Here is a 13938-nt window from a genome sequence, read left to right on the forward strand (position 1 = left end):
ACGGGACCTGCTCGTTTGTCCCAGAGGAGGATTTCCAGTGCCCACGTATGCATACGCCTGCAAGGACTGCAGCCACGCCTTCGAGATCGTGCAGTCGTTCACCGACAGCTCCCTCACGTCCTGCCCCGAGTGCCAGGGGACACTGCGCAAGAAGTTCAACAGCGTTGGTGTCGTCTTCAAGGGTTCCGGCTTCTACCGGACCGACTCCCGTGATGCCAAGGGCAGCACCGTCTCCCCGGCCCCCGCTCCCGCCCCGGCAGCGACTCCGGCGCCCGCCGCCGCCTCCGCCAGCTAGGACTTTCCGCCAGGCTGCGGCTCCGCAGGGTTGCGGCTCCGCAGCGGATGGCTGCCCGTCCGCCGCAGCAACAGGCCTTTTCCACATAGCCCAGACGGCCCCTGCGCGGCTCTAGTGATGGTGCGTAGTGTCGCGCCATGACCACCTTTGCGCGTTACGTCCCGCCGCTCATTCTCCGGCCGGACATCCCGCTTGGCTTACCGAGTGATCTCTTACCGCGCGGTGTATCACCGCTCGGTGTCTCACTGCTCAGTGTCTTACCGCTCGGTGTCTCACTGCGTGGCGTTCTGGTCCGCAGCGCCCTCCGCCCCTCGTCGGCGCTCAGGATCGGCCGGTCCCAAGGGCGTGGGCCCGGCCGACCGGGCTCCGGCACTTCACCGCGGGGGCGACTACCCGACGGCGGGCCTTCCCGGCGGCTGGTCCGCTGGCTTGACCGCAACCGCCGCCTGACGGTGGCGCTGCTGCTGTGCATCGCGGCCGGTATCACGGTGCAGCAGTTGACGCCGGCCCCGGCTCACACGGTCTCCGCCTTCGCTGCAGCAAGGGACCTGCCGGCCGGGAAGACCCTCGGCCCGGACGACCTGACGATGCTGGACATCCCGCGGGGCCTCGTGCCGGCGGGCAGCTTTGGCGGCAACGATCCCCCGCGAGGACGGCAGCTTGCAGTGGCGCTCCGCAAGGGTCAGTTGATTGCCGATGCCCAGCTTCTTGGACCCGGTCTTCTGGCGGGGAGCCCGCCGGGATCTGCGGCCGTGCCGCTCCGGATGGCCGATCCTGCTTCCATCCGGCTGCTCTCGCCCGGACAGCTCGTCGATGTGGTCATGACGACCGGCGACGATTTCGACCAGCCCGCGGCGTCCCGCCTGCTGGCGGCCGCGGTGCCCGTGTTGTGGACTTCCGGGAACGGCGGCGATGCCGGCCAATGGTTGGCCTCCGGGGAAGCGGAGGGCCTGATGGTCGTGGCGGCCGACGCCGATCAGACGCGCCGCCTCGCCGGCGCATCCACCCAAGGGAAGCTGTTCTTCGTCCTGGTGCGGGCCGGCCCCGGATAACAGGGCGCCCGGGTGACGGGTCCGTCCGGAGCTACCGGCAGTCCTTGTCGGCGGAAGCCCGCTCCGCCGCGGCGCGGGCCCGTGAGGTCCCTAGCCCCAGTGCGGCGGCTTCTGTTCCTGAAGCCAGGAGTCGTGGTCGTAGCCGCCGGGCTCGTCGCCCCAGCGGCGCGGATCGTCTTCAGCGGCCTTGTTCGGCAGCAGCCCGGCCGGGACTGACACCGGCGCGGCCGGCTTCGACTCGTTATCCCGGCCGGTCCCGTTGTTCTGGCCGTTCCCGTTATCGTGGATGTCTTCGCTGTTTCGCGTGCCGCCGTCTGCACTCATGCCGCCGGCCTCCTTACTGCCCTGATCTGTCCTGTACTCGAACGCGCGCTCCGACCATACGGACCGGGCCCGCCCGTCGGAGGCCTGCGCTTCGTTGACGGCCAGGTTCTCAACATCGTCGTCGAAGAATCCCGGCGAGGCCTGCTTCCGGTGCGTCACGGCCGGCTTTTCCAAGCCCAGGTAGCCGCCAATCCGGTCGGCGCAGGCCGAAGGATCGGTGAAAACCTCTATGGTCCATAGTGGCATGTAACGCCAGCCGAGTCGCTCCAGAAGCTGAGGACGGAGCCGGCTGCGTTCACGGACGGTCATCCGGCGGTAGTGCTCGGTGCCGTCGGACTCGATCGCAACGGGCCGGGGAATTTCGGCGTCGTCCTGTCCCAGGGTGCTCAGCGGGTCGGCCGCGGCAACCATGTTCAGCGCCCCGTCGTACTGGTGCCAGACCCGGGCGCCCCGGGCACGGAGCCGGTCTCCGAGGTCCGCCACCAGGGGGTCCGCGCCGAGTGCCTGTTCGCTGGCGGCCGCCCGCGAAGCCGGGCTGCCGAGATCGGAGTTGCCCGCGATTTCCCGGTCCAGGAGCTCATAGAAGTCCACCGCGCCGTTGCTTAGCCGGGTCACGTCCAGATCTTCGGGGCGGAAGCAGCTCAGCACGTGCAGCGACCGGCGCGCCCGCGTCATGGCAAGGGCGAACTTGGCCCGTCCGCCATCCGCGGACAGCGGGCCCAGGCTGTGGAGCGCACGCCCGTGCGGGGTGCGGCCGTAACCCGGGGAGAAGATCACATGATCGCGGACCAGGCCCTGCGCGCGGTCCAGGTCCACCACCCGGAAGGATTCCTCGCCGGCCGTGAAGAAGCTGGCCAGCATCGGATGGTTGGGCAGCTGCAGCCGGATGGATTCACCGATCCGGGCCGCGTGGCGGAGGCTTCCGGTGACGACGGCCAGCGATGTCCGGGGCCGCAACCGGGCGTGTTCGAAGACAAGCTCCACCGCCCGGTTCACCTCGGCCACCACGGATTCGACGCCGTCGTGGTCGGCGCTGGGCAGTCCCGTGCCGTCCGGCAAATATTCGACGGTCAGGGCGCGGTCCAGGCCCGTGGCGGACTGGCCTTCCGGCAACCGGCGGAGCCCGCCGTCGTAGAACCCCTTGCTCAATTGCCGAACGAGGTCTTCGTCGACAGCGCGGTAGACAGTCCGCAGATTCCATACGGGCAGCACCGTGGACAGGGCTTTGTACGCGCTCTCGACACCCTGGTGCGAGCTCTCGCCGGCGGCAAGCCGCTCCACACTGACGGTGAAGGTCCGCGGGCTGGCAATCCTGTCGTCGCCAAAGGCAATGACTTGTGTGGCGCGGGCGACGGCAGGCAGGACTGCCTGCAGCGACGTCGCCTCGGCATCGAGGATGACCACCGCATCGAACCGCTGCTCCACCGGCAGGACCGCCGTCAGGAGATAGGGGCTGACGGACCACACCGGTACCAGCATGGGCAGCAGTTCCGGGGCCTGCCCGGTCAGGGCCGGCAGGGTGACCCGGCCGTCCTTGAGCAGGCTGCGCAGCAGCTCCGCCTGCCGGGGGTGCTCGGCGATGGCGGCCCGCCAGCGTTCGGCGAGATTCCAGCGCAGGCGGGCCGCGCCGCTGGCGATGTGGGCGTTGTCCGCGAGACGGTATTCGGCTTCGAGCTGTCGCAGGGCGTCGCCGTCGGACATGGCCAGGTAGTCGTCCCCGCTGATCATGGCTTCCAGGGCGGACTGCCACCAGGCGAGCTCGAGCTCCGCGGCCACGGAACCGGCCGGCACTTCGCGCTCGGCAAGGTCGGCCAGAAGTTCGCCGAGGCCGTGCTCGCGCATGTTCTCCACCAAGAGGGTACGCTCCGGCAGGGTCTCGAGTGTCGCGGTGTCGGCAACCAGCCGCTCCAGCCGCTCCTTGAGTTCCTCGTAGGGTGTGGTGTGCAGCTCGCCGCCGTCCGCGGTGTGCCGGACGGCCTGGCCCAGTTCGGTCAGTTCCGCTTCCAGCTCGCGGTACAGGGCAATGATTTCGGCCAGGCCGGACGGGACCGCCGGGTGGCGCTGCGTCGTGGCGTAATCCGACCATGCGGCCCGCTGCTCCTGGACCAGGACGAGAGAGCTGTGCAGGTCGGCGATGTGGACGCCCGGGCGGACGTATTCCTTCGCCACGCGGCGCAGGCGGGAGCGCTGCATGGACGGCATCTCGATGTTCCGTTCGCGGCGCCAGGAGGAGGTCGCCGTGGCTGAGATGAGGTCGTGGACGGGGCGGTCGAAGATGTCGGCGGTGAATTTGTCGAGGCTTCCACGAACGGCGAGAAGAAGCTCAACTTGGTCGCCCCACTCGGCAAACGTGCGGCCAAGCCGGATCTCGGCGTGCTCGGCGACGCCGTTCATCAGGGCGCGCAGTTCCGGAAGCTTACCGGCCACGGAGGTGGCCACTTGCTGGGCTTCCTGGGTTTCCTTGCGGGTGAGGAGGCGGGCGCCATGCCAGGGGCTCGTCGTGGACGCGCGGCTGAAACTCCCCAGTTCGGCCGCCCTGTGCAGCCGCCCGGCCAGTTCCTCGCGGTCCCGGATGCTGTCGAGCACGCTGCGCTTGAGCCGGACGGTGGTGGCCGGCGCGGGCTGGATGGCGGTGAGCTCGGCCAGGGACTGCATGGCCTCGTAGGGTGAGCAGCCCCATCGCTGACGAACGTTGTGCAGCGAAGCGACATGGTCCCGCAGGGCGTGACGGTGTTCGGTGAGGGTGGTGTGCAGGTTGCTGAGCTGCGGTTCCAGGGACTTCTCGTTGCGCACAATGGCCCGGACCAGCTGGCCTTTGAGCTGCAGTGGAGTTGTGTTGCCGGCCAGTTGGAAGAGAGTGGAGTCCAACCCGAGGGTGTCCAGCTCGGCGGAGATCTCGCCCAGGCTGGCGCGCCGGTCCCCCACCACCAGGACGGTTTTGCCCTGATCGATGAGGGCGCCGATGGTATTGATGGCTGTCTGCGTCTGGCCGGTGCCCGGCGGGCTGCTGACCACGAGGGAGTCTCCGGCGCGGACGGCGTCGACGACGTACTGCTGGTCCGTGTCGGCGTCGAGCAGCAGCAGTTCATCGGCGGGATCCCGCTCGTCAGTGCTCGGGAAACGCCCTGTTTTGAGTTCGGGGACCTCCACCGGCACGCCGGCTGCGGCGCGGCCCAGCGCCGTCACGAGGGGATGGTTAGCGTTGATCCACGGGTCCTCGAGGCTCCCGGACAAGTCGGCGAAGGTGGAGACCAGCAGGTTGTGCTCCACCTCGGCGCCGTGGATCGGCTGGATGAGCGTGCCCAGGCGTTCGAGGACCGGCTGCGGGTCGAAGCGGGCGGTGCTGTAGGCCATGCGGGTGATGGCGTTGACGTCGAAGACGATGCCGTGGATGGACTTGAGGTGGCGGATCAGCGCGGGGTTGATCTTGGCCTGTTCGGTGAGCTGCAGTTCGTAGTCGTCCTCGCCCGGCCGGGCCGTGAGGGAGATAGCTGCCAGCATGACCGGGGCGGAGACGCGCTGGGGCTTGCCTCCGACGGCGGACGTCCACACGACTGTGCCGGCTGAGAAGTAGCCGGCGTCGATGCCGCGGTCGTTGGAGAGTTCGAAGATCTTGGACCGCAGGTTGCGGGAGGCCCGCGCGGCGATGATGTACTGCTGGTGGTCGCGGATCAGGGTGGAGAGCCGGGTGCGCCGGCCGGCCATCAGCTGCGCCAGCCCGGACGGATGGGCGTGGGTCAGGTCGATCGAGCCCTCAGGCGTCTTGGTGAAGCGCAGCATGGTGTCTGCTCCGGTGACGGGCTTGAGCCCCGCCAGCCATTTCCTGAGCTCCTCGGAGCCCTCGGGGTGGCCTTGACCAACTGACACTACAGCCTTCTTTTCTGTGCTCGCGTTTACTGTGCTCACGGATACCGTGCTCGCGCGGGACGTCCTGGACCATACCGGCATGCTTTCGAGGGTAGCCCGAAACCGGTGCCGGTGCGGCTCCGCAACACTGGCGGGACGCAAATTCGACCGGAATTTGCAGGATCGACATCCGCTGCCCAAAGCGGCCGGGCGCGGTCCCGCCCGGCGTCCGGACAGACGTAAAGTGGCCGGCCTCCCCAGGAGACCGGCCACTTCACTCGCCCTTAGCGGACTATTCCCACTCGATGGTTCCCGGCGGCTTGCTGGTCACGTCCAGCACCACGCGGTTCACGCCGTCCACCTCATTGGTGATGCGGTTGGAGATCCTGGCCAGCAGATCGTAGGGCAGCCGCGACCAGTCAGCCGTCATGGCGTCTTCGGAGGAGACCGGGCGCAGCACGATCGGATGCCCGTAGGTGCGGCCGTCGCCCTGCACGCCCACACTGCGGACATCCGCCAGCAGCACAACCGGCATCTGCCAGACCTCGTTGTCGAGTCCGGCGGCGGTCAGTTCGGCCCGCGCAATGGCGTCGGCCTTGCGCAGCAGGTCCAGCCGCTCCTTGGTGACTTCGCCGACGATCCGGATGCCGAGGCCCGGTCCGGGGAACGGCTGGCGTCCCACGATTTCCTGCGGCAGGCCCAGCTGGGCGCCGACGGCGCGGACCTCGTCCTTGAACAGTGCGCGCAGCGGCTCAACAAGTTCGAACTGCAGGTCCTCCGGCAGTCCGCCCACGTTGTGGTGGCTCTTGATGTTCGCGGCGCCCTCGCCGCCGCCGGATTCGACGACGTCGGGGTACAGCGTGCCCTGCACGAGGAACTTGATCTTCTCGCCGTGGGCGGCCGCCTCGGCGATGATGGCCAGCTCGGCTTCCTCAAAGGCGCGGATGAATTCGCGGCCGATGATCTTCCGCTTGGTCTCGGGGTCGCTGACTCCGGCAAGGGCCGACTGGAAACGCTCCTGCTCATTGGCAACGTAGAGCTTGACGCCGGTGGCGGCCACGAAGTCGCGTTCCACCTGTTCGGCTTCGCCTTCGCGCAGCAGTCCGTGGTCCACGAACACACACGTCAGCTGCTCGCCGACAGCGCGCTGGACCAGGGCGGCGGCGACGGCGGAGTCAACACCGCCGGACAGGCCGCAAATAACCCGGGCATCGCCGATCTGCTGGCGGATCCGCTCCACCTGCTCCTCGAGAATGTTGCCGGTGGTCCAGTTCGGTTCCAGCTTGGCGCCCTTGAACAGGAAGTTTTCCAGGACCTGCTGGCCGTAGGCCGAGTGCTTGACCTCGGGGTGCCACTGCACTCCGTAGAGGCTCTTCTCCTCGTTGGCGAAGGCGGCGACGTCGGCGCCTGCCGTGGTGGCGAGGACCTCAAAGCCCTCGGGCGCTTCGTGCACGGAGTCGCCGTGGCTCATCCACGTGCTCTGGTGCTGGGGCATGCCGTCCAGGATGGAGCGGCCTTCACCGATTGTGGTGGTCTCGGTGGCGCCGTACTCACGCAGTCCGGTCTGGGCCACCTTGCCGCCGAGGGCGTTGGCCATGGCCTGGAAGCCGTAGCAGATGCCGAAGACCGGGATCCCGGCCTCGAAGAGGTCCGCGCCGACGCTGGGCGCGCCCTCGGCGTAGACGCTGGCGGGTCCGCCGGAGAGGATGATGGCGGCAGGGTTCTTGGCCAGGAGCTGCTCGGTGCTGTAGGTATGCGGAACCACTTCCGAATACACGTTCGCTTCCCGGACGCGGCGGGCGATCAGCTGCGCGTACTGGGCACCGTAGTCAACAACCAGCACGGGCTTGTGGGACGTCTGGGATGCAGTGGGAGTAGTCACCCCACTAGCCTACTTTGCGGCGCCGTCCGCCTGCACATTGAGAAGCCGGTCCGGGCCCGCAAACGGCCGCCGGGTAAGCGAACTCACACGGGAGCCCGACGGCGGCCGGAACCGGCGGGGCAGCCACACTCCGGCGGCGGCTCAGTAGCGCTGCGGGGCCTGCGGGTTCGCGGCCAGCTCGGCCTCCACCTCGGCGTGGAACTTCTTCTCCACCACGAAGGACAGGAACGGCACGACGCCGCCGAGCGCCAGGACGATCATCTTCAGGAACGGCCAGCGCATCAGCGACCACAGGCGGAAGGTGGACATGAGGTACACAACGTACATCCAGCCGTGCACGATCAGCACCGCAACGGAGAGATTCACGCCACCGATGACGCCGGGCGGCTCGGCGTCGGCGAACCCGAAGCCGAAGGGCTCACCGGTAACGGCGTTGGTTCCGCCCAGAAAGAGGTACTGGCCGAAGGCGTACCGGGCAATCAGCTCGGCGCAGAGCAGGAGCAGCATGGTGCCGGTCATGTAGGCGAGCACCTTGTAGAACTTCAGCGCCGAACGGATCTGGGCCTCGGTTCCGCCGAAGCGGCGCTTTTTGCCGGGGGCGTTTCCCGTTGCGTTGGGCTGCTGCGGCTGGATGGCCGGCTGGGGCTCGATCATGATTGCACTTTCGGGTCGGTGGGGTGCGGTTCGAGGGGGTCGGGGCCGGGCTGTTCCGCGGCGTCCTGCTCTTCGTCGAGGGCGTCCTCAAGGTCGCGGCGGTAGTCGTCCTTCACCAGCCGCCACCAGATGAACAGCGCGAAGCCGGCAAACACCACCCATTCGGCGGCGTAGAAGAGGTTGAGCCAGTTGATCTTTTCCGCCGGCGGCTGCGGGCCGATGTTCAGCGGCTTCACCTCTCCGCCGGACGCGGCGGTACTGACGTCGGTGCCGCCGGACAGCTCCGCATTCGCGGTGACGAAGCCCGGGTAGCTGCTGACGTCCCAGATGTTGATGAGCTCCGCAACGGAGACGGCGCTGGCCCGCCCGGGTCCGGCGTCGGTCCCCGGCAGCGGGGCCTCGGAGGGCAGCAGCCGTCCGGTCAGTTCAATGACTCCCGACGGCGGCGCCGCGGCGTCCGCGGGCTCGGCAACCCAGCCGCGGGCAACCGGGATCCAGGTCTGCGGCGAGGCGCCGGCTCCGGTCAGGACGGGGGCGTCTTGCACGGCCAGGGCCGAGACGATCCAGTAGCCCGTGGCGCCGCCGTTCAAGCGTCCCGGGACCAGGACCTGCTTCTGCGGATCGTACGTCCCGGTGGCCGTGACCATCTGGTCAGCGACTGAGCCAGGGAAGAAGTCCCCGGGCCGGAGCACCGTGGTCAGCGGTTTGGGTTCTTCGGTGGTGGCGGCGACCGTCACTTCCGGCTGGGTGGAACGGCCGAACTGCCACTGGCTGAGCAGCACAAACACCCCGGAAACGACGATCGCGAACACCAGTCCGGCGATCCAGCGGGGTTTGAGGGCAGTTTTCAGCACCCCTTAACCGTACTTCGTCCGCGTGTAGAACAGCGAAACGGGCCTGCAGCGCCAGGGCCGGAGTGAGCTTAGTGGTCGAAGAAGACCAGGCTGGAATTGATGAGTTCCGCGATCACTTCGGGGTCGTAGGCGCGGCGGAGCGACTCGCGGAACGACTCCTTGGACAACGACCGGGCCAGGGTGGCGAGCACTTCGAGGTGGTCGGAGAAGGAACTGGCCGGCGTGCCGATCAAGAGGACCACCGTCGCTGGGCCGTCCGCGGCGCCGAAGTCCAGCGCCTTGCCGTATTTCGTGATCCCGACGGCGATGGAGGTCCGGGTGACGAATTCGCTGCGGGCGTGGGGCAGGCCGATGCCGCCTGGCAGACCCGTTGCCAGTTGGTGTTCACGGGCATTGACGTGCTGAAGAAAGCCGTCAAGATCGGAAATGCGTCCGGCGGCATGCATCCGTTCCGCCAGCTGGGCGGCTGCATCAATCTTGTCGGTGGCGTCCATCTCGAGGATCACCATTTCGGGGGTGGTGAGCCCGGCGTCATACCGGTCCAGTGGTTCCGCCAACAGGTATCCCTTCGAAGTGGCGTCAGTCCGCCGGCAGTCTCCGGTGGAGGCTGCCGGCGGACGCTGCCGGTCAACGCAGCGGAACGATGTCCTCGACGCCCATTCGTGCGGCGTCGGCGGATTCGTCGTCCGGCTGCTCCTGGCTGAGCCGTTCGGCGTCGACCCTGGCCAGGTAATGCTTGATCTCGCTCTCGCGCTGGGCATCGCTCCAGCCGAGGACTTCTCCCATCAGTTTAGCGACTACCGGTGCGGCGGACACACCGCGGTCCCAGGCCTCGATGGATATCCGGGTCCGGCGGGTCAGGACGTCCTGCACGTGGCGGGCGCCTTCATGGGTGGCGGCGTAAACGGCTTCGGCCGCCAGGTAGTCGTCGGCGCCGGGCAGCGGCTCGGCCAGCTCCGGGTTCCCCGCGATGAGGGCCAGCACCTCGGGGGCCATTGCCCCGTAGCGGTTGAGCAGGTGCTCGATCCGCGCCACATGGACGCCGGTCTCCTCGGCCATCCGGTTCCGGCGGTTCCACGCGGCCTTGAAGCCGCTGGCGCCGAGCAGCGGAATGGATTCCGTGCAGCTGGGCGGGACGCGTTCGTCCATACTGCGCGTGGCCTCGTCCACGGCGTCCTTGGCCATGACCCGGTAGGTGGTCCATTTGCCCCCGGCCACCACAACGAGGCCGGGCACCGGGTGTGCCACGACGTGTTCGCGGGAGAGTTTGGCCGTGGAGTCGTTTTCGCCGGCCAGCAGCGGGCGGAGCCCGGCGTAGACGCCTTCGACGTCCTCGCGGGTGAGCGGGCGTTTCAGGACCTGGTTCACATGCTCAAGGATGTAGTCGATGTCCTTGCTCGACGCGGCAGGGTGGGCCTTGTCGAGGTGCCAGTCAGTGTCCGTGGTTCCGATGATCCAGTGCCGGCCCCAGGGGATAACGAAGAGGACGGATTTCTCGGTCCGCAGGATCAGACCCACTGTCGACTGGAAGCGGTCCCGCGGCACTACAAGGTGGATGCCTTTGGAGGCGCGCACCTTGAGCTGGCCGCGGTCAGTGACCATGGCCTGGGTCTCGTCCGTCCACACGCCGGTGGCATTGATGACCTGCTTGGCCTTGATGTTGAAGGTGGAGCCGTCTTCATGGTTGACCACTTTGGCGCCCACCACCCGTTCGCCTTCCCGGAGAAAATCGACGACGGACATCTGGTTCACCGCGTGGGCGCCGTAGTAGGCCGCGGTCCGGACCAGGTTGGCGCAGTACTTGGCGTCATCAACCTGTCCGTCGTAGTACCGGATGGACCCGACGAACGCATCGTCTTTGAGGCTCGGCGCCGCCCGCAGGGTCCCCCGCCGGCTCAGGTGCTTGTGGAACGGCACGCCGCGGCGCTGGCCGGTGGAGATGGACATGGCGTCGTAGAGGGCGATGCCGGCTCCCACGTAGGGACGTTCCAGGAAGGGTTTGGTGAGCGGGTACAGGAACGGGACGGGGCGGGCGAGGTGCGGGGCCAGCGCGGAGAGAATCAGTCCGCGTTCGTGAAGTGCCTCCTTGACGAGGGCGAAGTCGAGCATTTCCAGGTAGCGGAGGCCGCCGTGGATGAGCTTCGACGAGCGGGAGGATGTGCCCGCGGCCCAGTCGTTGGCCTCGACAATCCCGACGCTGAGGCCGCGCGTGACGGCGTCCAGGGCGGCACCTGTCCCCACGATTCCGCCACCGACGATCAGGATGTCGAGCTCCTTGCCCGGTTCCGTGGTGCCCCTGAGTACCGCGAGTGAAGCTTCGCGTTCCGCAGGCCCCAAGGCACCACCGGTCTTGGGAGAACCGCCGGGAAAACTGTTCATTTTACGCCTCCATCGGGATCAAAGCTCGTAGTGCACCACACTACTTCCAACTTCCCCGGATGGGCAGGGGGGTATCAGTTGCCGGAGTAGGGCGACACCACGACGTCGACGCGCTGGAATTCCTTGAGGTCCGAATAGCCGGTGGTCGCCATCGAACGGCGCAGCGCACCGATCAGATTGGAGGTTCCGTTGGTGTGGTGACCCGGCCCGAACAGGACCTCTTCGAGCGGCCCGACGGTGCCGACGTTGACCCTGTCGCCGCGGGGAAGCTCAAGGTGGTGCGCCTCCTGGCCCCAGTGCCAGCCCTTGCCCGGGGCTTCCTCGGCGCGGGCGAGGGCGCTGCCCAGCATCACGGCGTCGGCCCCCATGGCGATGGCCTTGACGATGTCACCGGAGGATCCCATGCCGCCGTCGGCGATCACGTGGACGTAGCGGCCGCCGGACTCATCCATGTAGTCGCGCCGGGCGGCGGCGACGTCGGAGATGGCGGACGCCATGGGCGAGTGGATGCCGAGGGCGCGGCGGGTGGTGCTGGTGGCGCCGCCGCCGAAGCCGACCAGCACGCCGGCGGCGCCGGTGCGCATGAGGTGCAGCGCCGGGGTGTAGCCGGCGGCCCCGCCGACAATCACGGGAACGTCGAGTTCGTAGATGAACTGCTTGAGGTTCAGCGGCTCGTGGTCTTTCGAGACGTGCTCGGCCGAGACGGTGGTGCCGCGGATCACGAAGATGTCGACGCCGGCGGCCACGACGGTCTTGTAGTGTTCCTGGGTCCGCTGCGGGGTGAGGGAGCCGGCCACGGTGATACCGGCGGCGCGGATCTCGGCGAGCCTGGACGTGATCAGCTCCGGCTGGATCGGGGCCTGGTAGAGCTCCTGCATCCGGCGGGTGACGGCCGGGCTGTTGGTCTCGTCCTGGAGCGCGCCGATCTGGTCCAGCACGGCCTGCGGATCCTCGTAGCGGGTCCAGAGGCCCTCGAGGTCCAGGACGCCGAGCCCGCCGAGGCGGCCCAGCGCGATGACAGTCTCCGGCGACATGGCCGAATCCATGGGCGCGGCGATGACCGGCATGTCGAACTTGTAGGCGTCGATCTGCCAGGCGACGGACACATCCTTGGGGTCACGCGTACGTCGGTTGGGGACGATCGCAATGTCATCCAGGGAGTAGGCACGACGCCCACGCTTGCCTCGGCCAATCTCAATCTCGTAAGTCACTGCTCTAGGCTATCCCAGTGAGCGCGTTATCCCTGTGAGCGGGTTATGCCGGTGAGCGCGCGCGAGGCCGACGGCCGTTCCGCTGCGGCCCGGCGTGACGGCTGCGCCGCGGCCGGCGGTACTCTGACCGGATGACGAAACGCTGGGTCTTCGACGGCCATATCGCCGGGATCGGGACGGAGTCCGGCCTGCGCGTGGTGGTGGGCCTCTGGCAGCAGTCCCCCTTCGGGGCCTTTGCCGACGCCATGGTGGCGTTGCCCTCCGGCCACCGGATCCTGCTCGCCCCGACCGCCGAAGTGGGCGACTTCATTGCTGAGGTCTACAACTTCGACGAAACCCGGGTGGTCGACGTCGCGGCATCCCGCAGCGGGCACATGCTCAGAGTCGACGCCGGTCCGCTGCGGATCCGTGCCGCCGTCGGGGCCCGGACAAGCCTGGGCGCCTTTGCCAGGCTGGTCCCCCGGCCGGTGGCCGTGCATCCGCGGTGGCTGCGGGCCGTCAGCCCGCTCGCAGCCCGGCTCAGCGACGGGGTCCGCACCGCGGGCGCGGCGAAGGGAGGGCGGCAGGAGTACTACGGCGTCACCGACCTGCACCGCATCGACTCGGCGAGCGTCGGCTGGGACGGCGGAGACGCCGGGGCCCTGGCCGCCATCCGGCCCGCTGTCACGTTCGGTTTCAGCAGTGTGCCCCCGGAGCCCAGTCTTGCGCGCGTCCGGACCACCGTGCTTCAGGCCGGAGCCGATGGGAAGAAGTACCCATCTCAGGGCTGACAGGGATGGGCTAATTTGGGTTCGGAGTCCGGCGGAGCGCCGGAACAACATTGGGGGAAAACATGACGCCGGACATCACGGGAACGGACACAGCGGTGGACCGCGACGGCACGGCATTCGGTTTGGCCCAGCGCAGGTCCTGGGTCTTCTCCGCCTGGTGGTACCCCGCTGTCCTGTCTGTATCCGGCGCGGTCCAGGCCGGACTCGCTCTAGCCGTCGGCCAGAGCGCGGAAACGGGCATTTTCCTAGCCATTCTGGGTGCGGTCTCCGCGGCCCTGGGCTGGGCCCTCACGGCCGGGCAGCGGTTCACCCGCACACCTCCCAAACCCCCATCGGATATCCGCCGGGTGAAACAGGGAATCCGGACCACCCCCGTCATGATCCGGACCATCCTGATCGCCAGCGCGCTGGGTGTTGGTGCACTGGTGTTCTTCACGCCCAAGGGCGGCTCACCCGGATCTCTGCCGCTCTTGGGGATGCTGGCGACCTGGCCTTTGGGCCTGGCCGCGGGCCTTGCCTACACGCGCCAGCTCATGATCAAAAGTCCCATACTGTACGCGCAGTGGCTTGAACGCCGCTAACGCGGCCGGAGGGCCACCGGCGCGACCAAAGTAATCGATAGTTCACACTGACTTGACACTTCTTGTCAATGGTTTACAAATTGTGAAAAT

At 68.0% G+C, this 13938-nt stretch carries 11 protein-coding genes; 4 read left to right on the plus strand and 7 right to left on the minus strand.

Annotated features, from left to right (window positions below):
- The first annotated feature begins 37 nt into the window (after positions 1 to 37).
- Both FS787_RS04965 and cpaB read left to right on the plus strand, forming a co-directional pair.
- Entirely contained in the window at positions 38 to 295 is a 258-nt protein-coding gene (locus FS787_RS04965; protein WP_144671157.1) for an FmdB family zinc ribbon protein, read from the plus strand.
- A 452-nt stretch (positions 296 to 747) separates the two neighbouring features.
- The gene (gene cpaB, locus FS787_RS04970; protein ID WP_260982394.1) at positions 748 to 1347 is read left to right on the plus strand and encodes a Flp pilus assembly protein CpaB; all 600 of its coding nucleotides are present in this window, start codon (positions 748 to 750) and stop codon (positions 1345 to 1347) included.
- Positions 1348 to 1437: 90 nt separating this feature from the next.
- On the opposite strand, the gene FS787_RS04975 is transcribed toward cpaB, so the two are convergent.
- From FS787_RS04975 to FS787_RS05005, 7 genes are all read right to left on the minus strand, one after another.
- On the minus strand, positions 1438 to 5538 hold the full coding sequence (locus tag FS787_RS04975; protein WP_186329093.1) for an AAA family ATPase: 4101 nt from the start codon (positions 5536 to 5538) through the stop codon (positions 1438 to 1440).
- 271 nt (positions 5539 to 5809) lie between these two features.
- The gene (gene guaA / locus FS787_RS04980; protein WP_144671160.1) at positions 5810 to 7399 is read right to left on the minus strand and encodes a glutamine-hydrolyzing GMP synthase; all 1590 of its coding nucleotides are present in this window, start codon (positions 7397 to 7399) and stop codon (positions 5810 to 5812) included.
- A 141-nt stretch (positions 7400 to 7540) separates the two neighbouring features.
- A complete protein-coding gene (locus FS787_RS04985; protein ID WP_144671161.1) occupies positions 7541 to 8053 on the minus strand; it encodes a DUF3817 domain-containing protein in 513 nt (170 codons plus the stop codon).
- Positions 8050 to 8907 carry an SURF1 family protein gene (locus tag FS787_RS04990; RefSeq protein ID WP_144671162.1) on the minus strand — a complete coding sequence of 286 codons (858 nt, stop codon included), beginning with the start codon at positions 8905 to 8907 and terminating at the stop codon, positions 8050 to 8052. The genes FS787_RS04985 and FS787_RS04990 overlap by 4 nt, the downstream gene beginning before the upstream one ends.
- Before the next feature lie 68 nt (positions 8908 to 8975).
- Positions 8976 to 9464, minus strand: a complete 489-nt coding sequence (locus FS787_RS04995) for a PTS sugar transporter subunit IIA (protein WP_144671163.1) — start codon at positions 9462 to 9464, stop codon at positions 8976 to 8978.
- 70 nt (positions 9465 to 9534) lie between these two features.
- Positions 9535 to 11286 carry a glycerol-3-phosphate dehydrogenase/oxidase gene (locus FS787_RS05000; RefSeq protein ID WP_144671164.1) on the minus strand — a complete coding sequence of 584 codons (1752 nt, stop codon included), beginning with the start codon at positions 11284 to 11286 and terminating at the stop codon, positions 9535 to 9537.
- Positions 11287 to 11360: 74 nt separating this feature from the next.
- Entirely contained in the window at positions 11361 to 12497 is a 1137-nt protein-coding gene (locus FS787_RS05005) for a GuaB3 family IMP dehydrogenase-related protein (protein WP_144671165.1), read from the minus strand.
- A 131-nt stretch (positions 12498 to 12628) separates the two neighbouring features.
- Between FS787_RS05005 and FS787_RS05010 the strand changes: the two genes are divergently transcribed.
- The gene (locus FS787_RS05010) at positions 12629 to 13267 is read left to right on the plus strand and encodes a hypothetical protein (RefSeq protein ID WP_144671166.1); all 639 of its coding nucleotides are present in this window, start codon (positions 12629 to 12631) and stop codon (positions 13265 to 13267) included.
- A gap of 62 nt (positions 13268 to 13329) precedes the next feature.
- Positions 13330 to 13848: a hypothetical protein gene (locus FS787_RS05015; protein ID WP_144671167.1), complete on the plus strand. Its 519-nt coding sequence runs from the start codon at positions 13330 to 13332 to the stop codon at positions 13846 to 13848.
- The last annotated feature ends 90 nt before the right edge of the window (positions 13849 to 13938 follow it).

The sequence above is a fragment of the Arthrobacter sp. U41 genome (assembly GCF_007679325.1).
Lineage (GTDB): Bacteria > Actinomycetota > Actinomycetes > Actinomycetales > Micrococcaceae > Arthrobacter.

Bases quoted from the DNA above. Each gene is read 5' to 3' on its own strand.
- FS787_RS04985 (WP_144671161.1), bottom strand. From the start codon at position 8,053: ATGATCGAGCCCCAGCCGGCCATCCAGCCGCAGCAGCCCAACGCAACG.
- FS787_RS05000 (WP_144671164.1), bottom strand. From the start codon at position 11,286: ATGAACAGTTTTCCCGGCGGTTCTCCCAAGACCGGTGGTGCCTTGGGG.
- FS787_RS05010 (WP_144671166.1), top strand. From the start codon at position 12,629: ATGACGAAACGCTGGGTCTTCGACGGCCATATCGCCGGGATCGGGACG.
- FS787_RS05015 (WP_144671167.1), top strand. From the start codon at position 13,330: ATGACGCCGGACATCACGGGAACGGACACAGCGGTGGACCGCGACGGC.